Origin of the sequence: Streptomyces sp. HB132 (genome assembly GCF_016909575.1) — a bacterium.
Taxonomy (GTDB): domain Bacteria; phylum Actinomycetota; class Actinomycetes; order Streptomycetales; family Streptomycetaceae; genus Streptomyces.
On sequence record NZ_JAFBGA010000016.1, the window covers coordinates 144,898 to 167,806 of the forward strand.

A 22,909-nucleotide genomic window follows, 5' to 3' on the forward strand; every position below is an offset into this window, starting at 1 on the left:
CCGACCCCGCAGGCCGGCCACAGTCCGAAAAACAGTCCGAAAAACAGACCGAGAAACAGAAAAAACCCCAGATGAACTGGGGTTTTTCACTGGTGTCCGAGGGGGGACTTGAACCCCCACGCCCGATAAAGGGCACTAGCACCTCAAGCTAGCGCGTCTGCCATTCCGCCACCCGGACCGGGTGTGTCTTCCTGGGCCCTGCCCGTTCCGACGTGGAAAACCATAGCAAACATTCGAGGGTGCTCGATCACGCCCCCGGCGCCGACAAGACGCATGACGAGCGCCGGGCGGCCTTGGGCGAGCGGCGCCGGCGCGCGAGGATGAGAGGGAGCACCACCGCGACAGTGGAAGGAAGCAGCGTGAGCGAGACCAACACGGACCGGGCCGGCATCGGCGAGAGGGCCGAGAGCGAGGTCGTGGACCTCTGTCGTGACCTGATCCGGATCGACACCAGTAACTACGGCGACCACTCGGGCCCCGGGGAGCGTGCCGCCGCTGAGTACATCGCCGAGAAGCTCGCCGAGGTCGGGCTCGAGCCGAAGATCATCGAGTCGCACAAGGGGCGTGCCTCCACCGTGGCCCGGATCGAGGGCGAGGACCCCTCCAAGCCGGCGCTGCTGATCCACGGGCACACCGACGTCGTGCCGGCCAACGCGGCGGACTGGACGCACGATCCGTTCTCCGGCGAGATCGCCGACGGGTGCGTGTGGGGCCGGGGCGCCGTCGACATGAAGGACATGGACGCGATGACCCTCGCGGTCGTACGCGACCGCGTGCGCAGCGGCCGCAAACCCCCGCGAGACATCGTCCTCGCCTTCCTCGCCGACGAGGAGGCGGGCGGCACGTACGGGGCGCGCCACCTCGTCGACAACCACCGGGACCTCTTCGACGGCGTCACCGAGGCGATCGGAGAGGTCGGCGGATTCTCCTTCACCGTCAACGAGAACCTGCGCCTCTATCTGGTGGAGACCGCGCAGAAGGGCATGCACTGGATGCGGCTCACCGTGGACGGCACCGCCGGGCACGGCTCGATGACCAACGACGACAACGCCATCACGGAGCTCTGCGAGGCCGTCGGCCGGCTCGGCCGCCATACCTGGCCGGTCAGGGTGACCAAGACCGTACGGTCCTTCCTCGACGAGCTGTCCGACGCTCTCGGCACCCCGCTCGACCCGGAGGACATGGAGGCCACGCTCGCCAAGCTCGGCGGGATCGCCAAGATGATCGGCGCGACCCTGCGCAACTCCGCAGCTCCCACCATGCTCGGCGCCGGCTACAAGGTGAACGTGATTCCCGGGCAGGCCACCGCTCATGTGGACGGCCGCTTCCTGCCCGGCTACGAGGAGGAGTTCCTGACGGACCTCGACCGGATCCTCGGGCCCCGGGTGAAGCGCGAGGACGTGCACGGGGACAAGGCCCTGGAAACGGGCTTCGACGGGTCCCTCGTGGACGCGATGCAAATCGCCCTGAAGGCCGAGGACCCCATCGCGCGCGCCGTGCCCTACATGCTCTCGGGTGGCACCGACGCCAAGTCCTTCGACGACCTCGGTATTCGCTGCTTCGGATTCGCCCCCCTCAAGCTGCCGCCGGAGCTGGACTTCGCCGGGATGTTCCACGGCGTGGACGAGCGGGTCCCGGTGGACGGCCTGAAGTTCGGAGCCCGGGTGCTCGACCGGTTCATCGACCACTCCTGACCCTGTGAGCGGCCGTATTCGACAGCCTGTGCGTACTCACTGGAAAGGGTGAAAGAGATCGTCTACTCGTAGCCCGCCCACTCCCTCCTCGTTGCTCATGATGCGGTCCGCGGCTGGGACCGCGCTTGTCAACGAGGAGGAATCATGATCAAGAAGGTCGTCGCAATCGCGGCTGCTACCGGTGGTCTCGTGCTCGCTGGTGCGGGTATGGCTTCCGCCGACGCCGGAGCCCAGGGTGCCGCCATCGGCAGCCCCGGCGTGCTCTCGGGCAACGTCGTCCAGGTGCCGGTCCACGTTCCGGTGAACGTGTGCGGCAACACCGTTTCCGTGATCGGGCTGCTGAACCCCGCCTTCGGCAACACCTGCGTCAACGCGTGACGATGCGCGCCAACCCGTGAGGGTCTGAGTCCGGTCGGCCCCGGAGTGCGTGCCATGCACTCCGGGGCCGCTGGGCATCTGGTCCCGGCGCGGGTTGCGCCGGGGTATTTCGGTAGGCAGAAGGCAGGAAAGCAACCTATGCGACAGGTCACACGCAAAGGCCTGATCACCATGGCAGCGGCGGGTGGAGTGCTCGCGCTCGGTGGCGGATACGCGCACGCCGACGCGGGTGCCGCGGGCGCCGCGTCGGGTTCACCGGGAGTGCTCTCGGGGAACTCGATCCAGGTCCCGATCGATGTACCCGTCAACGTGTGCGGAAACTCCGTGAACGTCGGCGGTCTGCTCAATCCCACGAGCGGAAACGACTGCGGAGACGGATCTTCGAAGTCCGGACAGGCGTCCACCTCGGACGGTGGCTCCTCCTCCGGTCACGGCTCCGACGGCCGGACGTCGTCCCGGCACGGGGACGCGCGCGACGGCGGGAGCCGGGCGTCAGGGCACCAGGACACGCGTGACAGCGGGGCGGGGACGGGCAGGCACCGTGCTCCCGGCACCTCGGCCCACGCCGAGACGACCGGATCCCCGGGATTCCTCTCCGGGAACCAGGTGCAGGCGCCGGTCGAGATCCCCCTGAACGTCTGCGGCAACAGCGTCACCGTCGGCGGACTACTCAACCCGGTCTTCGGCAACAACTGCGAGAACGACTCGGAGGCGGTCCCGCCTCCCGTCGTGCCGCACACTCCGCCCACCCCGGAGAAGCCGGTCACGCCGGACGCTCCCCCTGCTCCCGAGACCCAGCTCGTGGCGGGCGAGCAGCTCGCTCACACCGGTGGGGGCGGGCTCGACCTGCTCGTTCCGGCGAGCGCGGGCCTGCTGCTCGCGGGTGCGGGCACCGTTCTGTACCGACGTTCGCGCAGCGCCGCGTAGCGCCTGCACCACATCGAGTACGACGAGCGGGTTCCGCGGACGCGGGACCCGCTCCGTGCTACCAGGTGGGCCGGAGCTGGCGGATGATGCGGCGGCGCAGCCGCACCCGGCGGCTGCCGTCACGGCGCAGCGTCAGACGGTCCAACTCCCAGTGCCCGTACTCGGCATGGTCGGTCAGCAGGCGGGCCGCCTCCTTGCGGGACACCCCGCGCGGCACGTACACGTCGATAAATTCGTATTCCGGCATCGCATCTATTGTGCGGGCAGACCCCCGGTACGGATAGCGTCTGTCCTATGTCTGATGCTGCGCAGCCCACCGCTGCCGAGGTACGCGCCGCCGCCGATGCAGTCAGAACCGCGCTCGACCGCCACCTCCAGGCGGTCGAACGCCGTACCGGGGACGACGACCCCGCTGTCTCCGACGCGTTCAACGCACTGGCCGCCGCCGCCGAGGTCTACGACGAACTGCTCTACGACCGTTACGACGAAGTCACCCCCTTCGAGATCCCGGCCGCACAGGACTCCCTCCCGCCGTATGCGGGCCCGGAGGAGCCGCATGCCGTCAGCGTGCTGATCAGGCGCGACTACGCGGTGGCGGAGCCCGGCCGGTTGCTCGCCCAGGCACAGCGGCTCGCCGACGTCGATCCGGACGGGGACGGGCTGCCGGCCGCCGGGGTGCACGCCGCGCTGGGAGCGGTGTTCGGCGAGTACGAGGCGGACGAAATCGCCTCCCGGCACCAGGAGTTCGGGCTCGAGGAGGGGGACTCCACCCTCTGGGTCTCCGCTGTGGAGGAGCCTCCCGAGCCGGGGGAGTGGCTCGCGGCGCCGTTCGACGAAGCCGATCCCGCGATGGTGGTCTGCCGTTTCGACGTCAGCGCGGTCTTCGACGAGGAGGACGAGCTGGACGGGGACCCCGACGGCCTCGTCGCGGAACGCTCCTGACCTCGCCGTCCGACGGCCCCGGCGCGCAGCGCACCGGGGCCGTCGGTATGCCCGGGAGCCCTTCGCGGACGACCCGCTACGAGGCGTCCGGAGTGGGCAGCGCCTCCAGCAGGGGCCGCAGCCGGGTCGTCCGCTCCTGCGCCGGGACCTCGGCCACCGCACGCGGCAGGGCCTGGTCCACGCCGTGCACCACCGACAGGTGCCGCTCGCCACGGCTGAACGCCGTGTACACCCAGGGCCTGCTGAGCCCCTGCGCCGCGTCGCCGGGCAGCACGACGACCGCGGCCGGCCAGCGCATCCCCGCCGCCTGATGGGCGCTGAGCGCCCAGCCGTGGCGCACCGAGGCCTCCACCCGTTCCTGGGGTACGACGACGGACGTGCCCGAGCAGTCCAGGTGCAGGCCGTCGGCGTCGGCCGAGACGACCGAGCCGGGCACCACCCTGCCCGGAGCCGGGACGTGGACCACCCGGTCGCCGGGGTCGAAGCCGCCGAAACGGCCCGGCCCCGGATTCAGGCGCTGCTTGAGCGCCGCGTTCAGCGCCGTCGTGCCCGCCGTACCGCCGTGCCCGACCGTGATGACCTGGGTGTCGGAGGAAGGGACGCCGATGGCGCGCGGCACCGAGTCGGCCACCAGCTGGACGGTGCGGTGCACTGCCTCACCCGCGTCGCGGACGGGCACGATCACCACCTCCTTGCCCGGCGCCTCGACCTGGGCGAGCTCGCCGATGCCGATGCCCGAGACCAGCTCACCGATCGGCCCCGGGTCGGGCGTGCGCGAGACCACGTGCGGGCAGGCGCGCGACGCGATCACATCGGCGAACACCCGGCCCGCACCGGCCGAACCGAGCACCCCCGGGTCACCACTCAGGATCAGCCGCGTCCCGTCGGCGAGTGACTCCACCAGCATCGCGGCCGTCTCCACGTCGAGCTGCGGGGCGTCCAGCACGACCAGCACGTCGACGGCGAACGCGCCGTCCGCGTCCCGGCCCGGCCCGCTCCCGCCGGAGAGCAGCGCCGAGAGGGTGACCGCGGAACCCGGATCACCGACCGCGTCCGTCAGCCGTCGCAGGCCGTCGGCGCTGTGGGTGGTGCCCAGGGCCCGCAGGCCGAGGCCCCGCGCGGCGGCGATGAGGGCGGCGGGTTCGGCACGGGCGCTCTCACCGCCGCTGTGGACGACCAGACCCGCGCCCGCCGCCGCCCGGATGAGCTCGCCCGCCGAAGGTGACGGGGCACCGGCAGCGGCGTCCGTCCAGTCGGCACCCTTCTCGCAGGAGTTGACCAGCCGTGCCAGGCCGTCGGCGAGGCTCTCCTCGGCCAGGGCGTACCGGTCGAGGCCGAGGAGGACCCGCACGGGCTCCTCGTCGCCCTGTGCCCCGTCCTCGGACGTCTCCTCCTCCGCCCCTTCCGTCTCCTGGGGCTCCGCGGTGTCGTCGTCCTGGAAGACCAGCACGACGCCCTCCGCGACGGCCTGCTGGACGGCCTCGGCGGGGTCGGCCACCGAGAATCCGGCCAGCCCCGCCCGCACCTCGTCGGCGTCCAGCGCGGTGTGGCCCCGCAGCGCGGCACGCTCCAGCATCCAGCTCACCAGGGCCGCCGTGCGGCGCTCGTCGTCGGGGCCGCATTCCGCGCCCAGCAGTGCCCGGGCGAAGCCGTCCGCCTGCTCGGGCCGTACGCCCGGCACGGCCAGCAGTTGCCACGGGTCCTCCCGGAGGGCGGTGGCGGCCCCTTCGCCGAGCGTCGCCGCCGCCGGGCCCGCCAGCGCTTCGGGAGCCCCGCCCCCGGCGAGCACCTCCGCGACCGAGGCGGCCGCCTCGGGGGAGGCGACGCGCGGCCGCTCCGGCGCGGGGGAGGGAGCGGACCGCGCGGCCGGTGCCGCGGGAGCCGCACGGCGGGGCGCCGGCGCGGCCCCGGGGGAGTCGAAGAAGGCGGTGCCCGGCTTCTCGCCGCTCTCCACCGCGCGGACCGCCGCGAGGAGGTCCGCGGCCGGGCCGCTCAGCTTCGCACCGGCCGCGATGGGCCCTTCCTTGCCGGCCTTGCGCTGCTCGATGCGCTCGTGGAGCTCGCGCTGCGCGGCCAGCTCCGCCTCGGCCTCCGACAGCGCGGGTGCCACGGGCTCACCGGGAGCCCGCTCCGGCTCCTGCACGCCTTCCGCGCTCTCCGCGCCGTCGTCCGCCCCCTCCGCACTCCGCGCGCCGCCCTCGTCGGGTGCGCCGGGGGTGCCGGCCGCCTGGACACCGGCTTCCTCACCGGTCGCGGGGTCCTCGGCCGCGGGGTCCGGGGTTTCTCCCCGGGGATGCGCAGTCACAGCGTGCTCCAGTCCTGGTCGGGATAGCGGTGCACGGGCGCCGACACATCGTCGAGCGCCTGGCAGATCTCGTCAGGAAGACTAAGCGCCTCCACCGACAACGCCTCGCGCAGCTGCCGCGCGTTGCGCGCCCCGACGACCGGGGCCACCACCCCCGGCCTGTCCCGCACCCAGGCGAGAGCGACCTCGAGGGGGGTCGCCGCGAGACCGTCGGCGGCGGTCGCCACCGCGTCCACGATCCTGCTCGCCGCCTCGTCGAGATACGGCTCGACGAAGGGTGCCAGCTGATCGGAGGCGCCACGCGAGCCGGACGGGGTACCGGTGCGGTACTTGCCGGTCAGTACCCCCCGGCCCAGCGGGGAGGACGGCAGCAGCCCCACCCCGAGGTCCAGCGCCGCCGGCAGCACCTCCCGCTCCACGCCCCGCTGCAGCAGCGAGTACTCCATCTGTGTGCAGGCCAGCCGGGTGCGCAGCCCGGGCGCGGCGAGCTGCCAGGTGGCCGCCTTGGCGAGCTGCCAGCCGCTGAAGTCGGACACCCCGGCGTACCGGACCCGCCCCGATGACACGGCCAGGTCCAGTGCCTGCAGGGTCTCCTCCAGCGGGGTCACGGGATCGAAGGCGTGGATCTGCCACACGTCCACGTAGTCCGTCCCGAGCCGACGCAGGGACGCGTCGAGCGCGGCGAGCAGATGCCCGCGCGATCCGTCGAATCGGCGGTACGGGTCGGACACGCTGCCCGCCTTGGTCGCGATGACCAGGTCCTGCCGGGGCACCAGAGTGTCCAGGAAGCGCCCCAGCAGGTGTTCGGCCTCACCACCGCCGTACACGTCGGCGGTGTCGACGAGGGTGCCGCCCACGTCCCAGAAGGCCTTGAGCTGGTCGGCCGCGTCGTGTTCGTCGGTGTCCCGGCCCCAGGTGAGAGTGCCCAGCCCGATCCGGGACACACGAAGGCCGGTACGGCCGAGATGCCTCTGCTCCATGGGCGCTGAGATTACTGGCAGGGGCCCGACGGGGTGGGAGCCTGTGGACAACGGCCGTCCCCCGGCGGGCCTGCCGGATCCCGGCGCCCCGCGCTAGAGTCCCGGCACAGGAACGTTACTGATCAGTAGAGGGAGTGTGGGTATGCGGCTCGGCATCAATCTCGGTTACTGGGGTGCGGGGATGGACGGGGACAACCTCGCCGTCGCCCAGGAGGCCGACCGGCTCGGCTACGACGTCTGCTGGGCGGCCGAGGCGTACGGCTCCGACGTGCCGACGGTGCTCGCCTGGGTCGCGGCCCGGACCGAGTCCATCGACGTGGGCTCCGCGATCATGCAGATCCCGGCCCGTCAGCCGGCCATGACGGCCATGACGGCGGCCACCCTCGACTCGCTCTCCGGGGGCCGTTTCCGCCTCGGCCTCGGCGTATCGGGACCTCAGGTCTCCGAGGGCTGGTACGGCGTCAAGTTCGACAAGCCGCTGGCCCGCACGCGCGAGTACGTCGAGATCGTGCGCCGGGCGATGTCCCGGGAGCGGCTGTCCTACGAGGGCGAGCACTGGACGCTGCCGCTGCCCGACGGCCCCGGCAAGCCCATCAAGCTGACCGTCCACCCGCAGCGGGAGCACATCCCGCTCTACATCGCCGCGATCGGCCCGAAGAACCTCGAGCAGACCGGCGAGATCGCCGACGGCGCCCTGCTGATCTTCCCGTCGGCCGAGCACATCGAGGAGACCGCGCTGCGGCACCTGCGGGCCGGACGGGAGAAGGCCGGCCTGACGATGGACGGCTTCGACGTCTGTCCGACCCTCCCGCTGGCTGTCGGCGACGACATCAACGGCCTCGCCGACATGTTCCGCCCCTACACCGCGCTGTACGTCGGTGGCATGGGCAGCCGCAAGCAGAACTTCTACAACCAGCTCGCCCAGCGCATGGGCTACGAGAAGGAAGCCGCCGAGATCCAGGACAAGTACCTGGCCGGCGACAAGGCGGGCGCGGCAGCCGCCGTACCGCACCAGCTCATCGACCAGACCACGCTGCTCGGCTCCGTGGACCGGATCGCCGACCGGATGCAGGCGTACGCCGCCGCGGGCGTCACGACGCTGACCCTCGCCCCGGCGGGCTTCACGCTCGACGAGCGGCTCGCGGCGCTGCGCGCCGGCACGGACGCCCTGGAGCGCTCGGGGCTCACCGCGTAGGCACCGAAGGCCCCTGCGGCCGTGGTGGGGGCTCGGGGGTCGTCCCCGCCACGGCCGTCGAACGGAACAACGCGGGGCGGTGCCCCCGGGACACGCGTCGCACTCCTCTCGGGGCGCCCGTTCGGCCGTGCCCCGACCCGTTCGTGTTGCCTACCGACGCGTACCGAATTTGACTGTTCCCCTGCGGACACCGGTGCGAAAGGTGGCAGTGATGCTCTCGGCAAAGAGTCTGTTCCAGGAGATCCTCGACAACGACGAGTCGTTCCGGCTGTTCTGCTCGATCGCTGCCGACGGGGAGTCGCAGGGCGGCTGGGAGAACGGGCGCATCGCCGCACTCGTCCCCCCGGGACTGCGCGAACTGGCCCCCAAGGTCGCCCGGCACGGTGCCGACGAGGACAAGCACGGCCGGATCTTCAACGCCCTCCTGAAGCAACGCGGGCTGCAGCCGGTGGCGGTGCCGTACGACACCGACTACACCCTCCTGCTGGAACGCCGGGGTATCGGCCTCGCGCACGACCGGCTCAGCCGTGACGAGCCGCTCACCGAGCGGGACGTCATCGTCTACCTCGCCCACAGCAGGGTCACCGAGCAGCGGGCCTCCGAACAGATGAGACTCCTGCTGAAGCATTTCGCGGGACACCCCGTCCTCGGCCGCGCGGTGAAGATGATCTCGCGGGACGAGGACAACCACCTCGCGTACTGCCACGAGGAACTCCTCCTCTTCGCCCGGGCGGGGCACGGCAGGACGATCCAGTCCGTCCTGCGGGAGTGCGCCCAGGCGGAGATCCGGGTCTACCGGGACGTCAGCCTCGCCGTGATGAGCCACATGGGCGAGGTGCTGCGCTGGCCGCGCGCCAAGGCCGCCGTACTGGCCGCGGGGATCCACGCCGTGTACGCCGGCGAGCGGCTGGTGGGCTGGCGGCGCATGGTCAGCCTCGAACAGCCCGCCCGTCGGAACGCCCTGGGCGGCCCGGCCGTACCCGAGAGCGAATACGCCTGAGGCCGGTGCCCCGGCCTACATCCAGCCGCGGCGCTTGAACAGGCGGTACAGCCCGACGACCGCGACGCCCATCAGCACGATCACCGCCGGGTAGGTCCAGGCCCAGTCGAGCTCCGGCATGTGGCGGAAGTTCATGCCGTAGACCCCGGCCACCATGGTCGGTACGGCGGCCATGGCGGCCCACGCCGAGATCTTCCGCATGTCGTCGTTCTGCCGCACACCCACCTGCGCCAGATGGGCCGACAGGATGTCCGAGAGCAGCCGGTCGAGCCCTTCCACATGCTCGACGGCCCGCGTCAGGTGGTCGTTCACGTCCCTGAAGAAGGGCTGCGACCCGACGTCGACGAAGGGCACCCCCGCGCTCGAGAGCCGTGCCATCGGCGCGCTCAGCGGATTGGTCGCCCGGCGGAACTCGAGCACCTGCCTCTTGAAGGTGTAGATGCCCGCCGCCGTGTTCTTGGAGTCCCCGGAGCCTGCCGGGGCGAAGACCTGGGCCTCCAGCTCCTCCAGGTCCACCTGGAGCTCGGCCGCGACCTCGATGTAGTGGTCCACCACCGCGTCACTGACCGCGTACAGGACCGACGTCGGCCCGTGCCGGAGGACCTCGGGCTCGGCCTCCAGACGGCTCCGCACCGCCGCGAGGGGCGCACCCTCGCCGTGCCGCACCGTCACCACGAAGGAGTCCCCTATGAACAGCATCAGCTCACCGGCGCTCACGGTGTCGCTCCGCGGCTCGTAGACCACCGGCTTGATCACGACGAACAGGGAGTCGTCGTAGATCTCCAGCTTGGGCCGCTGATGGGCGCGCAGGGCGTCCTCGACCGCGAGCGGATGCAGCGCAAACTCGCTGCTGACCAGGTCGAACTCCTTCTCCGTCGGCTCGTGCAGCCCGATCCAGACGAAGGCGTCTCCGGTGGCACGTGCCTCGTCGAGGGCATCGGAGAAGTCGGCGGGACCTTCGGTCCGGCGCCCGTCCCGGTAAATTCCGCAGTCGACGATCACCCGCGCATTCTTCCCTGCCGCGACGCCTTCACGCACCCCTCTACGCTGGCGGGTATGCCCACGCTCATCCTTGTACGACACGGACGCTCGACCGCCAACACCTCCGGAGTGCTCGCGGGCCGTACCCCCGGGGTCTCCCTCGACGAACGCGGGACCGCACAGGCCGCCGCGCTGCCCGGCCGGCTCTCGGCCCTCACCCTCGCCGCGGCTGTCAGCAGCCCTCTGCAGCGCTGCCGCGAGACGCTCCAGCCGCTGCTCGCCGCCCGACCCGGCCTCGCGCTCCACACCGAGGAGCGGATCAGCGAGTGCGACTACGGGGACTGGTCGGGTCGCAAACTCGCCGAACTCGCCGACGAACCGCTCATGAAGGTGGTCCAGCAGCACCCCTCGGCCGCGGCCTTCCCCGGCGGTGAGTCCATGCGCGCCATGCAGGCGCGGGCCGTCGAAGCCGTGCGGGACTGGAACACCCGCATCGAGGCGGAGCACGGCGACGACTCCGCGTATGTGATGTGCTCGCACGGCGACATCATCAAGGCGCTCGTCGCCGACGCGCTCGGCATGCATCTCGACCTCTTCCAGCGCATCCAGGCCGACCCGTGCTCCGTCACCGCGATCCGCTACACACGGCTGCGCCCCTTCCTCCTCCGGCTCGGCGACACCGGCGACTTCGCGTCCCTCGCGCCGCGCGAACAGGCCATCGGGGCAGACGCGGCGGGGGACACGGGAGCGGATGCGGCCGTCGGGGGCGGCGCTGGGGCACCGTGATCGCTCCGCGCAGTAGGGTGGACGCGCCGTAGAGGCCCTGCGGGTCAGTTCCGCGGGGCCCCGGGGCCGCCCCCATCCGCCATCACATTCTCAAGGGAGACAGGACGTGTCCCGTCAGGTGTTCCTCTACGACCCGCCGGACCGCTTCGTGGCCGGTACGGTCGGGCTGCCTGGCCGCCGTACGTTTTTCCTGCAGGCATCCTCGCGGGGACGGGTCACGAGCGTGGCCCTGGAGAAGACCCAGGTCTCCGCGCTGGCCGAACGGATCGACGAGCTCCTCGACGAGGTCGTCCGGCGGACCGGCGGCAACTCACCGGTGCCCGCTGTGGCACCCATGGACGTCACCGACACCGCGCCGCTCGACGCCCCCGTCGAGGAGGAGTTCAGGGTCGGCACGATGGCGCTCGCCTGGGACGGCGAGGAGCAGCGCATGATCGTCGAGGCGCAGGCACTCGTCGAACTGGACGCCGACTCCGAGGACGACCTCGCGGAGGCCGAGGAAAGGCTTCTGCAGGACGAGGAGAACGGCCCGCCGATGCTGCGCGTACGGCTGAGCGGTGCTCAGGCGCGGGCGTTCGCCAAACGCGCGCTGGACGTCGTGAACGCCGGCCGCCCGCCCTGCCCGCTGTGCAGCCTCCCCCTCGATCCGGAAGGACACGTATGCCCGCGCCAGAACGGATACCGTCGCGGGGCCTGACGGAGGCCGGGCTGCGCACCTTGCTCGCGGAGGGGGAGCTGACGGTCCTCGGGCGGGTCCGGGGCGCGTCGAACGCGGTGCTGTACTGCTCGGTCGCCCACGAGGGCGAGGAACGCACCTGTGTCTACAAGCCGGTCGCCGGCGAGCAGCCGCTCTGGGACTTCCCCGACGGCACCCTCGCCCAGCGCGAGGTCGCGGCGTACGAGATCTCCGAGGCCACCGGCTGGGGACTCGTACCGCCCACCGTGCTGCGCGAGGGCCCCTACGGCGAGGGGATGTGCCAGCTGTGGATCGAGGCGGAGGCGGAAACCGGACACGAGGACGGGAACGCCGACGGGCCGCCGCCCCTGCTCGCGCTCGTCGAGGACGAGGAGCCGGGGGACGGCTGGAAGGCGGTCGGCTTCGCCGAGGTGGGTGAGGGGAAGCAGGCCCTGCTGGTGCACGCCGACGATCCCCGACTGCGCCGCCTGGCGGTCCTGGACGCGGTGATCAACAACGGTGACCGCAAGGGCGGACACCTGCTTCCCGCCTCAGGCGGGCGGCTGTACGGCATCGACCACGGTGTCACCTTCAACGCCGACGACAAACTGCGGACGCTGCTCTGGGGCTGGGCGGGCGACCCGCTGACCCCCGAGGCCGCCGAGGTGCTCGACCGGCTGTCCGCCGGCCTGGAACCGGGATCGGCGCTCGCCACCCGGTTGGGGGAACTGATCACCGCGGCGGAGATCGACGCCCTGCGCGGCCGGGTGGAGAGCCTGCGCGCGACCGGCCGGCATCCGCAGCCGAGCGGCGACTGGCCCCCGATCCCCTGGCCGCCGGTGTAGTGGCCCCTGCCTCGGGCCTGCCTGGCCCGGGACACGTCCGAGCCCGTCCGGCGATCGAGTACACATCCGGCCGGAGCCCGCGCCACCCGGATTCCCGGGTGCCGTCCGGGCAGGGAAGGGCCGGCCGAGGGCTGTCCCGGGCCGCGGAACCACGGCTGCGGCACCGCGCCGCGCTGTCGGAGCGCCCGAACACGTCCGGTGTGCGGGCCCGCCCCGCGTCCCGCGATGCACCGCACCCGACGCCGCGCGCCGATCCACCAGGGGCCACGGGCCGGCGCCGGGGCAGGACCGCCCCGCGCGCAAGACCGCCTCTTCGGCCACGATCTGCCATCCGGTTCGTATCCGGAAGCATCGTCCGGTTACGCTCATGACATGCATGCCTGGCCCGCTTCTGAGGTCCCCGCCCTGCCTGGCAAGGGCCGCGACCTTCGGATCCACGACACCGCGACCGGCGGACGGATCACCCTTGACCCCGGTCCCGTCGCCCGCATATACGTCTGCGGCATCACGCCGTACGACGCGACCCACATGGGTCATGCGGCGACCTACAACGCGTTCGACCTCGTTCAGCGCGTGTGGCTCGACACCAAGCGGCAGGTCCACTACGTCCAGAACGTGACCGACGTGGACGACCCGCTGCTGGAGCGGGCCGTGCGCGACGGCGAGGACTGGACCGAGCTCGCGGAGCGCGAGACGACCCTCTTCCGGGAGGACATGACCGCCCTGCGCATGCTTCCCCCGAAGCACTACATCGGGGCGGTCGAGGCGATACCCGGGATCGTCCCGCTCGTGGAACGCCTCCGGGACGCGGGCGCCGCCTACGAACTCGACGGCGACACGTACTTCTCCGTCGACTGCGACCCGCACTTCGGCGAGGTGTCGGGTCTCGACGCCGAGGCCATGCGGCTGCTCTCCGCCGAGCGCGGCGGTGACCCCGAGCGCCCCGGCAAGAAGAACCCGCTCGACCCGATGCTCTGGATGGCCGCCCGCGAGGGCGAGCCGAGCTGGGACGGCGGCACCCTCGGACGCGGCAGGCCCGGCTGGCACATCGAGTGTGTGGCCATCGCGCTGGACCATCTCGGCATGGGCTTCGACGTCCAGGGTGGCGGCTCCGACCTCGCCTTCCCGCACCACGAGATGGGCGCCTCGCACGCCCAGGTGCTGACCGGCGAGCACCCGTTCGCCCGTGCCTACGTCCACGCCGGCATGGTCGCGCTGGACGGCGAGAAGATGTCCAAGTCGAAGGGCAACCTCGTCTTCGTCTCGGCGCTGCGCCGGGAGGGAGTGGACCCCGCCGCGATCAGGCTCTCCCTGCTCGCGCACCACTACAGGTCCGACTGGGAGTGGACCGACCAGGTGCTCGCCGACGCCGTGGAGCGTGTCGCCCGGTGGCGTGCCGCCGTCTCCCGGCCCGACGGGCTCTCCGCCGACGCCCTGGTCGAGGAGGTGCGGGAGGCCCTGGCCGACGACCTGGACACCCCGGCCGCACTCGCGGCCGTCGACCGCTGGGCCGCGCGGCAGACCTCCGGCGGCGGTACGGACGAGGGCGCGCCCGGTCTCGTCTCGCGCACCGTCGACGCCCTGCTGGGCGTCGCGCTGTAACCCGTCCCACAGAGACATGGCGGAAAGGCCCCGGACCTCGCGAGAGATCGACGAGGACCGGGGCCTTTCCGTACCTGTGGGCGTGGAGTCAGTCGTCCGAGGCGTCGTCGTCCGGCCCGGAGGCCGGCGGGTCCTCGGGGGCGGCGCCCCCGTCGGCGTCCTTCGGCCGGCCCTTCTCAGGACGCTGTGGCTTCGGCGGGCGCGTACGACCGCCGGAGGTGTCCCGCAGGTAGGGCACGTCACCGCTCTCGGTGGCATGACCGCCCGGTGCCTGGGGACCGCCGACGTCCCTGCGGCGCAGGTACCGCTCGAACTCCCGGGCGATGGCCTCGCCGGACGCCTCGGGGAGCTCGGCGGTGTCCCGCGCCTCCTCCAGCGTCTGCACGTACTCCGCGACCTCGCTGTCCTCGGCGGCCAGCTGGTCCACCCCGAGCTGCCAGGCACGCGCGTCCTCGGGCAGCTCGCCCAGCGGGATCCGCAGCCCGAGCAGATCCTCGAGGCGGTTCAGGAGCGCCAGCGTCGCTTTGGGGTTCGGCGGCTGCGAGACGTAGTGCGGCACCGCCGCCCACAGGCTCACCGCGGGTACCCCCGCATGCGTACAGGCCTCCTGCAGGATGCCCACGATGCCGGTCGGCCCCTCGTACCGGGTCTCCTCCAGGTCCATGGTCCTCGCCAGGTCCGGATCCGAGGTGACCCCGCTGACGGGCACCGGCCGGGTGTGCGGGGTGTCGCCGAGCAGCGCACCCAGGATCACGACCATCTCGACGCCCAGCTCATGGGCGAAGCCCAGGATCTCGTTGCAGTACGAACGCCAGCGCATGGAGGGTTCGATGCCGCGGATCAGCACCAGGTCGCGGGGTTTCTCGCCGCCGACCCGGACCACGGAGAGCCGCGTGGTGGGCCAGGTGATCTTGCGTGTACCACCGTCCAGCCACACCGTCGGCCGGTTGACCTGGAAGTCGTAGTAGTCCTCGGCGTCGAGCGCCGCGAAGACCTCGCCCTTCCACTCCCGGTCCAGATGTGCCACCGCTGTGGAGGCGGCGTCACCGGCGTCGTTCCAGCCCTCGAACGCGGCCACCATGACCGGGTCGACCAGCTCGGGTACCCCCTCGAGCTCGATCACCCAGGCCTCCTTCCCAAGTTCCCTTGTGTACGGACCAACCTTACGGCTTACACCCTGCTCCGCCGTAGCCGGTTTGCGCACGGAGATGAAGCGTGCAACGGCTTGATTCATCCGAGCTGTACCGGTCGAAACCGATCAAAGTTCCTCCAGGCCCTGGACTGCGGTGCCTGCGGAGCGCTATACATCGGATGATCACGCAGAGATCCGATGTTATTCCCTGGGGGCGCACATGAGTCTGACCGTCGTGGATTTCGAGGTCGACGACATCCGGTTTCCCACCTCGGAACAGCTGGACGGCTCGGACGCCATGAACCCCGACCCCGACTACTCCGCCGCGTACGTCGTCCTGCGCACGGACGGGGCGGACGGGTCGGACACGTCGGACGGCACGGGCCGGGAGGGGCACGGCTTCTGCTTCACCATCGGCCGTGGCAACGATGTCATGGCCGCGGCCATCGAGACGCTCCGGTCCCACGTGGTGGGACGCCCCGCCCCGCGAACCGCCGCGGACCTGGCCGCCCTGTACCGCACGCTCACCCACGACTCCCAGCTGCGCTGGCTCGGCCCCGAGAAGGGGGTGATGCACATGGCGGCCGGAGCCGTCGTCAACGCCGCCTGGGACCTCGCTGCGGGACTGGCGGGGAAGCCCGTCTGGCGGTTCCTCGCGGAGATGACCCCCGAGGAGCTCGTATCCCTCGTCGACTTCCGCTACCTCACCGACGCCCTCACCCCCGAGGAGGCACTCGGCATCCTGCGCGCCGCGGAGCCGGGCCGCGGCGAGCGCACCGAGCGGCTGCTCGCCGAGGGCTATCCCGCGTACACCACCTCGCCCGGCTGGCTGGGGTACGACGACGACAAGCTCGTGCGCCTGGCGAAGGAGGCCGTCGCCGACGGCTTCACCCAGATAAAGCTGAAGGTCGGCGCCGACCTGGACGACGACGTCCGCAGGCTCGCGCTCGCCCGCGGGGCCGTCGGCCCCGGCGTCCGGATCGCCCTGGACGCCAACCAGCGCTGGGACGTGGCCGGGGCTGTGGAGTGGATGAGGGCGCTCGCTCCGTACGACCCGTACTGGATCGAGGAACCGACCAGCCCCGACGACGTGCTCGGCCACGCCGCCGTGCGCGCGGGGCAGCCCGTCAAGGTCGCCACCGGTGAACACGTCGCCAACCGGGTCGTGTTCAAGCAGCTCCTCCAGGCCGGCGCGGTCGACTTCGTCCAGATCGACGCCGCACGGGTCGCCGGTGTCAACGAGAACCTCGCGGTCCTGCTGCTCGCGGCCAAGTACGGCGTCCCGGTCTGCCCCCACGCGGGAGGCGTCGGTCTGTGCGAACTGGTCCAGCACCTCTCGATGTTCGACTACGTCGCGGTCTCCGGCAGCCGGGAGGACCGCGTCATCGAGTACGTCGACCACCTCCACGAGCACTTCGCCGACCCGGCCGTCGTCGAGGGCGGCCGCTACGTCACCCCTCGCCGCCCCGGCTTCTCGGCCCGGATGCTCCCCGCCTCGATCGCCGCGCACCGCTACCCGCAGGGCCCCGTCTGGCGGGCCCGCCACACACCCGAGGAGACCGACTGATGACCGGTACGCAGGATTTCGACGGACTGTCCGCCCTGGTGACGGGCGGGGCGTCCGGCATCGGAGCCGCTGTGGCGGCCCTGTTGCTGGCCCGCGGCGCGCGCGTCGCGGTGCTCGACCTCGATCCGGGCGGTGCCCCCGAGGGGGCACTCGCCCTCGCCGCCGACGTGACGGACGACGACGCCGTACGGGACGCGGTCGACCGGGCCGCCGCGGAGCTCGGCGGCCTGCACACCCTGGTGTCCAACGCGGGCATCGGCTCGATCGGCACCGTCGAGGACAACACCGACGAGGAGTGGGCCCGGGTGCTGGACGTCAACGTGCTCGGCATGGTCCGCTCCGCCCGCCACGCGCTGCCCCACCTGCGCCGGTCCGCCGCCGGGCGGCCCGGGGCCGTGTCGATCACGCAGACCTGCTCCATCGCCGCGACCGCCGGTCTGCCGCAGCGCGCGGTCTACAGCGCGAGCAAGGGGGCCGTGCTCTCCCTCACCCTCGCGATGGCCGCCGACCACGTCCGTGAGGGGATCAGGGTGAACTGCGTCAATCCCGGCACCGCGGACACCCCCTGGATCGGACGACTGCTCGGCCGGGCCGAGGACCCGGACGCGGAGCGCGCCGCGCTCGACGCCCGTCAGCCGATGGGGCGGCTGGTCTCCGCCGACGAGGTCGCCGCCGCGGTCGTCTACCTCGCGAGCCCGGCGGCCGCGTCCGTCACCGGGACCGCGCTCGCCGTCGACGGAGGGATGCAGGGCCTGCGCCTGAGGCCGGCCGCGCCCTCACAGGGTTGAGCGGAGCCACTGTTCCACGCTCGCCACGTGCACCGTCGCCCAGGACCTGGCGGCCTCGGCGTCCCGGTCCCGCAGGGCGGCGAGGATCGCCCGGTGCTCGTGCAGGGTGCGGCTGACCGCGTCCTCCTGGGTCAGCCCGCGCCACACCCTGGCCCGCGTGGTCGGGCCGGACAGTCCGTCCAGCAGGGAGCACAGTACGGAGTTGCCGCAGGACCGGACGATGCCCCGGTGGAACTCCAGATCGCCCTTGACCAGTGCCTCCACCGAGGGGTCGGGGCCCAGTGCGTCCAACTGGGCACCGAGCGTGTCAAGTTCCTCCTCCGTGATGCGCAGCGCCGCCATCCCCGTGGCGGCCGGCTCCAGGATCCGGCGTACCGCGAAGAACTCCAGCACCGTGTCGTCGCGGTGGAAGTCCACGACGAAGCTGAGCGCCTCCAGGAGCAGTTGCGGATCGAGGCTGGTGACATAGGTGCCGTCGCCCTGACGGACGTCGAGGATCCGGATCAGCGAGAGCGCGCGCACCGCCTCACGCAGCGAGTTGCGCGACAGGCCCAGTTCGGCGGCGAGTTCGCTCTCCTTGGGAAGCCGGTCGCCCGGGGCCAGGGCACCTGAGACGATCATTCCCTTGATCTTCTCGATCGCTTCGTCGGTGACGGCCATGTGGGCCTCCTCGCGCACAAGACATCCGATGTATGGATCTCATTATGCCCGTGGCCGGTACCGCACCCTCGGCGCCCTCCGCCCGGTCGCAGGCTCCGCGCACGCTCCACGAGGAGCCGGTGGAGATCGCGCGCCGCACGCGGGACGGACCCCGTCCTGCGGCGCTGGAGCACCAGGAGAACGGCGGCGCCGGCGTCGTCGAGCGGCCGGAACACGATCGTGCCGCCGCGCTCCAGGGGGTTTCCAGGGGGTAGCCGACGACGCCGAAGTCGGGCAGCGCGTGGTGACCGAGGACCCTGTCGAGCGGTGTGCCACGGCACGGCAGCACGCGAAGGGGCGGCTCCCCGAGGAGCCGCCCCTTCGTCTCGTACGTGCCGTCAGCGCCCGTCGGCCAGCAGGTCCTCGACCTTGGACCGGATGTCGTCCGTCGCCAGGCCCCGGATCGTCAGCGTCGTCCGGCGGCGCAGCACGTCGTCCGCCGTCTCGGCCCACTCGCGGTCGCGCGCGTACGCCACCTGCGCCCAGATCTCCGGGGCGTCCGGGTGGATGCGCTCGGCCAGCGCCGGGTTCTCGTTCGCCATCCGCGCGATGTCGAAGGACAGCGAGCCGTAGTGGGTCGCGAGGTGCCGTGCCGTGTCGGCGGACATCCGCGGCCCCGGCGTACCGCCGTCGACCAGCAGCCGGTGCGCGACCGCGTTCGGGTTGGCGATACCGGGCAGCGGCACCTTCTTCGGCAGCCGCGCCATCGGCTCCATGTCGTCGGCGAGCGGGTGCCCGGGCAGTTCGGCCAGTTTGTTCATCACCGTACGGCCGATGTGGCGGAAGGTCGTCCACTTGCCGCCCGCGACCGACAGCATCCCGCCGCGGCCCTCGGTCACGACCGTCTCGCGCTTGGCCTTCGACGTGCTCCCGGGGCCTCCCGGCAGCACCCGCAGACCCGCGAAGGAGTACGTGATCAGATCGCGGGACAGCTGCTGGTCCCGGACGGAGAACGCCGCCTCGTCGAGGATCTGCGCCGTGTCCTTCTCGGTGACCGCGACATCGGCCGGGTCGCCCTCGTACTCCTCGTCGGTCGTACCCAGCAGCAGCATGTCCTCCCACGGCAGGGCGAACGTGATGCGGTACTTGTCGATCGGCGTGGCCAGCGCGGCCTTCCACGGGCGGGTGCGCTTGAGTACGAGGTGCGCGCCCTTGGACAGGCGTATGGAGGGCGCCGAGTTCGGGTCCTCCAGCTTCCGCAGGTGGTCGACCCACGGGCCGGTGGCGTTCAGTACGAGACGGGCGTCGACGCCGAACTCCGTACCGTCCTGACGGTCCTCCAGCTCGGCGCCGGTGACCCGGCCCCGGGTGAACCGCAGGCCGGTCACCGCGGCGTGGTTGAGGACGACGGCACCCGCGTCGACCGCCGCGCGGACCGTCATCAGGGCCATCCGGGCGTCGTTCATCTGGTCGTCACCGTAGACCGCGACGGCCTTGAGGTTGTCCGTACGCAGCTCGGGCACGTCGCGCTGCGCCCGGGCCGGGCTGATCACGTGACCGACGCCGTCGCCGAACGCGGACAGCGCGGAGTAGGCGAAGACGCCCGCGCCCAGCTTGGCGGCGCCGTGCGGCCCGCCCTTGTAGACCGGCAGGTAGAACGTGAGCGGGTTGGCCAGGTGCGGGGCGACCTGGCGGGACACCGCGCGCCGCTCGAAGTGGTTCTCCGCGACCAGCTTCACCGCGCCGGTCTGCAGGTAGCGCAGACCGCCGTGGAGCAGCTTGGAGGAGGCGGAGGAGGTGGCGCCGGCGAAGTCACCGGCGTCCACCAGGGCCACCCGCAGTCCGGACTGCGCCGCATGCCAGGCGGTGGAGATGCCCAGGATGCCGCCGCCGATCACCAGGAGGTCGTACGTCGCCTTGGAAAGCTGCTCCCGGGTCTCGGCGCGGCTCGGGAGGGAGCCGGAGGCCGGATGCGTCCCGAGGGCGGGGACGCTCTGCAGGGTGGTCATGTCTTTTGCTCCTCAGCTCTCTTCGTCCTCGATCCAGCCCATGGTCCGTTCGACGGCCTTGAGCCAGCTCTTGTACTCGCGGTCACGTGCGTCCGCGTCCATGCGGGGTGTCCACTCGGCGGCACGGCGCCAGTTGGCGCGCAGTGCGTCGGTGTCCGGCCAGAAGCCGACGGCGAGGCCGGCGGCGTAGGCGGCGCCGAGGCAGGTGGTCTCGGCGACCATGGGGCGCACCACGGGTGCGTCCAGGAAGTCGGAGAGGGTCTGCATCAGCAGGTTGTTGGAGGTCATGCCGCCGTCGACCTTGAGCGCGGTCAGCTCGACGCCGGAGTCCTTGGTCATGGCGTCACTGATCTCGCGGGTCTGCCAGGCGGTGGCCTCGAGTACGGCCCGGGCGATGTGCGCCTTGGTGACGTAGCGCGTGAGACCCGCGATGACGCCGCGGGCGTCGGGGCGCCAGTACGGGGCGAACAGGCCGGAGAACGCGGGCACGAAGTAGGCGCCGCCGTTGTCCTCGACGGAGGAGGCGAGCGTCTCGATCTCGGCCGCGGACTTGATCAGGCCCATCTGGTCGCGCATCCACTGGACCAGCGAACCGGTGACGGCGATGGACCCCTCGAGGGCGTACACCGGCTTCTGGTCGCCGATCTGGTAGCCCACGGTCGTCAGCAGCCCGTTGTACGAGTTCACCGGGGTGTGGCCGGTGTTCATCAGCATGAAGGTGCCGGTGCCGTAGGTGGACTTGGCCTCGCCCTCGGCGAAACACGTCTGGCCGAACAGCGCGGCCTGCTGGTCGCCGAGCGCGGAGGCCACCGGGACGCCGTCGAGGACGCCGCCCTTGGCGGTGCCGTACACCTCGGCGGAGGACCGGATCTCCGGCAGGACCGCGGGCGGGATCTCCATCGAACGGACGATCTTGTCGTCCCACTGCATCTTGTGCAGGTTCATCAGGAGGGTGCGCGAGGCGTTGGTGACGTCGGTGACGTGGACGCCGCCGTCGGTGCCGCCGGTCAGGTTCCAGATGACCCAGGAGTCCATGGTGCCGAAGAGGATGTCGCCGCGCTCGGCGCGCTCGCGGAGCCCCTCGACGTTGTCGAGCAGCCAGCGGACCTTGGGGCCGGCGAAGTACGACGCGAGGGGCAGCCCCGTCTCGCGGCGGAAACGGTCCTGGCCCACGTTGCGGCCGAGTTCCCGGCAGAGCGCGTCCGTGCGGGTGTCCTGCCAGACGAGGGCGTTGTACACCGGCTCACCGGTGTTCCTGTCCCAGAGCAGGGTGGTTTCCCGCTGGTTGGTGATGCCGATCGCCTTGACGTCGGCGGCGGTGATGCCTGCCTTGACGATCGCCCCGGCCACGACCTCCTGGACGTTCTCCCAGATCTCTTTCGCGTCGTGCTCGACCCAGCCCGGCTTGGGGAAGATCTGCTCGTGCTCCTTCTGGTCGACCGAGACGATCCGGCCGTCCTTGTCGAAGACGATGCAGCGGCTGGACGTGGTGCCCTGGTCGATGGCCGCGATGAACGGGCCGGTGGTGTGTGCGTCGGTCACGGTTGGCTCCCGGAAGTCTGTGTGGTGTGGAGAGTGCGGCTCAGGCGAAGGCGAGGTTGTAGAGCCCGGCGGCGAGTGCGCCCCCGATGAGCGGTCCTACCACCGGAACCCAGGCGTAGCCCCAGTCCGACCCGCCCTTGTTCGGCAGTGGCAGCAGCGCGTGCACGATCCGCGGGCCGAGGTCACGCACCGGGTTGATCGCGTAGCCGGTCGGGCCGCCGAGGGACAGACCGATACCGACGACCACCAGCGCGGTGATCAGGGCACCGAGCACGCCGAGGCCGTTGCCCTCGTCGTTGAGGCCCTGCGTGAGGATCGCCAGGACGAGCACGAACGTCGCGATGATCTCCGTGAGGACGTTCTGCACCCCGTTCCGGATCTCCGGACCCGTGGTGAAGACGCCGAGCACGGGGCCCGCCTTCGGCGCCGCCGACTGGTCGACCATGCCCTCTTCGGCCGGCTGGTCCTTCACGATCTCGGGGTCGGTGAGGTGCGCGTGGAACTGCCCGTAGTAGACGGCCCAGACGAGCACGGCGCCGATCATCGCGCCGAACAGTTCGGACACGAGGTAAAGAGGCACGTCGCTCCACGCGGTGCCGCCCTGGATCGCCAGTCCGATCGTGACCGCCGGATTGAGATGGGCGCCGGACACGCCGGAGGCTATGTAGGCGCCGGTCAGTACGGCGAAGCCCCACCCGAAGGTGATGGCCAGCCAGCCGGCGTTGTGCGCCTTGGAGCGCTTGAGAGTGACGGCGGCACAGACACCGCCGCCGAGCAGGATGAGTACGGCGGTACCGATGGTCTCGCCGATGAAGATGTCGGAGCTGGACACCCGTGACTCCTTTGTCCTTCGTCCAGGGGAAGGCGAAACACCGGGTCCCTCCGGTGGATCGCGCCCAAAGTGGGTACCCGATCGAGAAC

The 22,909-nt window shown here is 71.5% G+C and carries 22 protein-coding genes and 1 tRNA gene; 13 read left to right on the forward strand and 10 right to left on the reverse strand.

Features of this window, described 5'->3' with window-relative positions; translation table 11 throughout:
* Positions 1-90: 90 nt before the first annotated feature.
* Positions 91-178 (reverse strand) — tRNA-Leu (locus tag JOC24_RS27685).
* 181 nt (positions 179-359) lie between these two features.
* Between JOC24_RS27685 and JOC24_RS27690 the strand changes: the two genes are divergently transcribed.
* The 3 genes from JOC24_RS27690 to JOC24_RS27700 all read left to right on the forward strand — a co-directional run bounded on the left by JOC24_RS27690 (position 360) and on the right by JOC24_RS27700 (position 2,999).
* The gene (locus JOC24_RS27690; protein ID WP_205023132.1) at positions 360-1,694 is read left to right on the forward strand and encodes a M20/M25/M40 family metallo-hydrolase; all 1,335 of its coding nucleotides are present in this window, start codon (positions 360-362) and stop codon (positions 1,692-1,694) included.
* A gap of 144 nt (positions 1,695-1,838) precedes the next feature.
* The gene (chpH, locus tag JOC24_RS27695; RefSeq protein WP_031099530.1) at positions 1,839-2,072 is read left to right on the forward strand and encodes a chaplin ChpH; all 234 of its coding nucleotides are present in this window, start codon (positions 1,839-1,841) and stop codon (positions 2,070-2,072) included.
* A 138-nt stretch (positions 2,073-2,210) separates the two neighbouring features.
* Positions 2,211-2,999, forward strand: a complete 789-nt coding sequence (locus JOC24_RS27700; RefSeq protein WP_205023133.1) for a chaplin — start codon at positions 2,211-2,213, stop codon at positions 2,997-2,999.
* Positions 3,000-3,057: 58 nt separating this feature from the next.
* Here the strand turns inward: JOC24_RS27700 and JOC24_RS27705 are convergent, their stop codons facing one another.
* Positions 3,058-3,246, reverse strand: a complete 189-nt coding sequence (locus tag JOC24_RS27705) for a DUF5703 family protein (RefSeq protein WP_053930948.1) — start codon at positions 3,244-3,246, stop codon at positions 3,058-3,060.
* A gap of 47 nt (positions 3,247-3,293) precedes the next feature.
* Between JOC24_RS27705 and JOC24_RS27710 the strand changes: the two genes are divergently transcribed.
* A complete protein-coding gene (locus JOC24_RS27710; protein WP_205023134.1) occupies positions 3,294-3,941 on the forward strand; it encodes a hypothetical protein in 648 nt (215 codons plus the stop codon).
* Between the two features lie 76 nt (positions 3,942-4,017).
* Here the strand turns inward: JOC24_RS27710 and JOC24_RS27715 are convergent, their stop codons facing one another.
* Together JOC24_RS27715 and JOC24_RS27720 are read right to left on the reverse strand one after the other, a co-directional pair.
* Complete coding sequence (locus tag JOC24_RS27715; RefSeq protein WP_205023135.1) at positions 4,018-6,246, reverse strand: helix-hairpin-helix domain-containing protein; 2,229 nt, start codon at positions 6,244-6,246, stop codon at positions 4,018-4,020.
* Positions 6,243-7,226, reverse strand: coding sequence for an aldo/keto reductase (locus tag JOC24_RS27720; protein ID WP_205023136.1), 984 nt, complete (start codon positions 7,224-7,226; stop codon positions 6,243-6,245). Before JOC24_RS27720 ends, JOC24_RS27715 begins: the two co-directional genes overlap by 4 nt.
* 142 nt (positions 7,227-7,368) lie before the next feature.
* Here JOC24_RS27720 and JOC24_RS27725 point away from each other — a divergent pair, with 142 nt between their 5' ends.
* Together JOC24_RS27725 and JOC24_RS27730 are read left to right on the forward strand one after the other, a co-directional pair.
* Positions 7,369-8,421 carry an LLM class F420-dependent oxidoreductase gene (locus JOC24_RS27725; protein WP_205023137.1) on the forward strand — a complete coding sequence of 351 codons (1,053 nt, stop codon included), beginning with the start codon at positions 7,369-7,371 and terminating at the stop codon, positions 8,419-8,421.
* Positions 8,422-8,632: 211 nt separating this feature from the next.
* On the forward strand, positions 8,633-9,421 hold the full coding sequence (locus JOC24_RS27730) for a ferritin-like domain-containing protein (RefSeq protein ID WP_205023138.1): 789 nt from the start codon (positions 8,633-8,635) through the stop codon (positions 9,419-9,421).
* 15 nt (positions 9,422-9,436) lie between these two features.
* On the opposite strand, the gene corA is transcribed toward JOC24_RS27730, so the two are convergent.
* Positions 9,437-10,423, reverse strand: a complete 987-nt coding sequence (gene corA, locus JOC24_RS27735; RefSeq protein ID WP_205023163.1) for a magnesium/cobalt transporter CorA — start codon at positions 10,421-10,423, stop codon at positions 9,437-9,439.
* Positions 10,424-10,477: 54 nt separating this feature from the next.
* Here corA and JOC24_RS27740 point away from each other — a divergent pair, with 54 nt between their 5' ends.
* The 4 genes from JOC24_RS27740 (at position 10,478) to mshC (ending at position 14,311) form a co-directional block, all read left to right on the forward strand.
* Entirely contained in the window at positions 10,478-11,188 is a 711-nt protein-coding gene (locus JOC24_RS27740) for a histidine phosphatase family protein (RefSeq protein WP_205023139.1), read from the forward strand.
* Between the two features lie 106 nt (positions 11,189-11,294).
* Positions 11,295-11,885, forward strand: coding sequence for a DUF3090 domain-containing protein (locus tag JOC24_RS27745; RefSeq protein ID WP_205023140.1), 591 nt, complete (start codon positions 11,295-11,297; stop codon positions 11,883-11,885).
* Positions 11,849-12,709, forward strand: a complete 861-nt coding sequence (locus tag JOC24_RS27750; protein ID WP_205023141.1) for an SCO1664 family protein — start codon at positions 11,849-11,851, stop codon at positions 12,707-12,709. Before JOC24_RS27745 ends, JOC24_RS27750 begins: the two co-directional genes overlap by 37 nt.
* Positions 12,710-13,081: 372 nt before the next feature.
* Complete coding sequence (gene mshC / locus JOC24_RS27755) at positions 13,082-14,311, forward strand: cysteine--1-D-myo-inosityl 2-amino-2-deoxy-alpha-D-glucopyranoside ligase (protein WP_205023142.1); 1,230 nt, start codon at positions 13,082-13,084, stop codon at positions 14,309-14,311.
* A gap of 88 nt (positions 14,312-14,399) precedes the next feature.
* Here the strand turns inward: mshC and JOC24_RS27760 are convergent, their stop codons facing one another.
* Complete coding sequence (locus tag JOC24_RS27760; protein WP_205023143.1) at positions 14,400-15,434, reverse strand: PAC2 family protein; 1,035 nt, start codon at positions 15,432-15,434, stop codon at positions 14,400-14,402.
* 229 nt (positions 15,435-15,663) lie between these two features.
* On the opposite strand from JOC24_RS27760, the gene JOC24_RS27765 reads away from it, so the two are divergent.
* Together JOC24_RS27765 and JOC24_RS27770 are read left to right on the forward strand one after the other, a co-directional pair.
* Positions 15,664-17,010 carry an enolase C-terminal domain-like protein gene (locus JOC24_RS27765; protein ID WP_205023144.1) on the forward strand — a complete coding sequence of 449 codons (1,347 nt, stop codon included), beginning with the start codon at positions 15,664-15,666 and terminating at the stop codon, positions 17,008-17,010.
* The gene (locus JOC24_RS27770) at positions 17,010-17,798 is read left to right on the forward strand and encodes an SDR family NAD(P)-dependent oxidoreductase (RefSeq protein ID WP_205023145.1); all 789 of its coding nucleotides are present in this window, start codon (positions 17,010-17,012) and stop codon (positions 17,796-17,798) included. The genes JOC24_RS27765 and JOC24_RS27770 overlap by 1 nt, the downstream gene beginning before the upstream one ends.
* Here JOC24_RS27770 and JOC24_RS27775 read toward each other — a convergent pair.
* Positions 17,787-18,458, reverse strand: coding sequence for a FadR/GntR family transcriptional regulator (locus JOC24_RS27775; RefSeq protein WP_205023146.1), 672 nt, complete (start codon positions 18,456-18,458; stop codon positions 17,787-17,789). The two genes, JOC24_RS27770 and JOC24_RS27775, sit on opposite strands and share 12 nt — an antisense overlap.
* A gap of 50 nt (positions 18,459-18,508) precedes the next feature.
* Between JOC24_RS27775 and JOC24_RS34065 the strand changes: the two genes are divergently transcribed.
* Complete coding sequence (locus JOC24_RS34065) at positions 18,509-18,712, forward strand: hypothetical protein (protein ID WP_205023147.1); 204 nt, start codon at positions 18,509-18,511, stop codon at positions 18,710-18,712.
* Between the two features lie 123 nt (positions 18,713-18,835).
* On the opposite strand, the gene JOC24_RS27785 is transcribed toward JOC24_RS34065, so the two are convergent.
* From JOC24_RS27785 to JOC24_RS27795, 3 genes are read right to left on the reverse strand one after another with little or no spacing between them, the layout of a single operon-like run.
* On the reverse strand, positions 18,836-20,446 hold the full coding sequence (locus tag JOC24_RS27785) for a glycerol-3-phosphate dehydrogenase/oxidase (protein ID WP_205023148.1): 1,611 nt from the start codon (positions 20,444-20,446) through the stop codon (positions 18,836-18,838).
* Positions 20,447-20,458: 12 nt separating this feature from the next.
* The gene (gene glpK, locus JOC24_RS27790) at positions 20,459-21,988 is read right to left on the reverse strand and encodes a glycerol kinase GlpK (RefSeq protein WP_205023149.1); all 1,530 of its coding nucleotides are present in this window, start codon (positions 21,986-21,988) and stop codon (positions 20,459-20,461) included.
* Positions 21,989-22,028: 40 nt separating this feature from the next.
* Complete coding sequence (locus JOC24_RS27795; protein WP_205023150.1) at positions 22,029-22,820, reverse strand: MIP/aquaporin family protein; 792 nt, start codon at positions 22,818-22,820, stop codon at positions 22,029-22,031.
* Positions 22,821-22,909 lie beyond the last annotated feature (89 nt).

Bases quoted from the DNA above. Each gene is read 5' to 3' on its own strand.
- chpH (WP_031099530.1), top strand. From the start codon at position 1,839: ATGATCAAGAAGGTCGTCGCAATCGCGGCTGCTACCGGTGGTCTCGTG.
- JOC24_RS27700 (WP_205023133.1), top strand. From the start codon at position 2,211: ATGCGACAGGTCACACGCAAAGGCCTGATCACCATGGCAGCGGCGGGT.
- JOC24_RS27705 (WP_053930948.1), bottom strand. From the start codon at position 3,246: ATGCCGGAATACGAATTTATCGACGTGTACGTGCCGCGCGGGGTGTCC.
- JOC24_RS27710 (WP_205023134.1), top strand. From the start codon at position 3,294: ATGTCTGATGCTGCGCAGCCCACCGCTGCCGAGGTACGCGCCGCCGCC.
- JOC24_RS27720 (WP_205023136.1), bottom strand. From the start codon at position 7,226: ATGGAGCAGAGGCATCTCGGCCGTACCGGCCTTCGTGTGTCCCGGATC.
- JOC24_RS27725 (WP_205023137.1), top strand. From the start codon at position 7,369: ATGCGGCTCGGCATCAATCTCGGTTACTGGGGTGCGGGGATGGACGGG.
- JOC24_RS27730 (WP_205023138.1), top strand. From the start codon at position 8,633: ATGCTCTCGGCAAAGAGTCTGTTCCAGGAGATCCTCGACAACGACGAG.
- JOC24_RS27740 (WP_205023139.1), top strand. From the start codon at position 10,478: ATGCCCACGCTCATCCTTGTACGACACGGACGCTCGACCGCCAACACC.
- JOC24_RS27750 (WP_205023141.1), top strand. From the start codon at position 11,849: ATGCCCGCGCCAGAACGGATACCGTCGCGGGGCCTGACGGAGGCCGGG.
- mshC (WP_205023142.1), top strand. From the start codon at position 13,082: ATGCATGCCTGGCCCGCTTCTGAGGTCCCCGCCCTGCCTGGCAAGGGC.
- JOC24_RS27765 (WP_205023144.1), top strand. From the start codon at position 15,664: ATGAGTCTGACCGTCGTGGATTTCGAGGTCGACGACATCCGGTTTCCC.
- JOC24_RS27770 (WP_205023145.1), top strand. From the start codon at position 17,010: ATGACCGGTACGCAGGATTTCGACGGACTGTCCGCCCTGGTGACGGGC.
- JOC24_RS27775 (WP_205023146.1), bottom strand. From the start codon at position 18,458: ATGGCCGTCACCGACGAAGCGATCGAGAAGATCAAGGGAATGATCGTC.
- JOC24_RS27785 (WP_205023148.1), bottom strand. From the start codon at position 20,446: ATGACCACCCTGCAGAGCGTCCCCGCCCTCGGGACGCATCCGGCCTCC.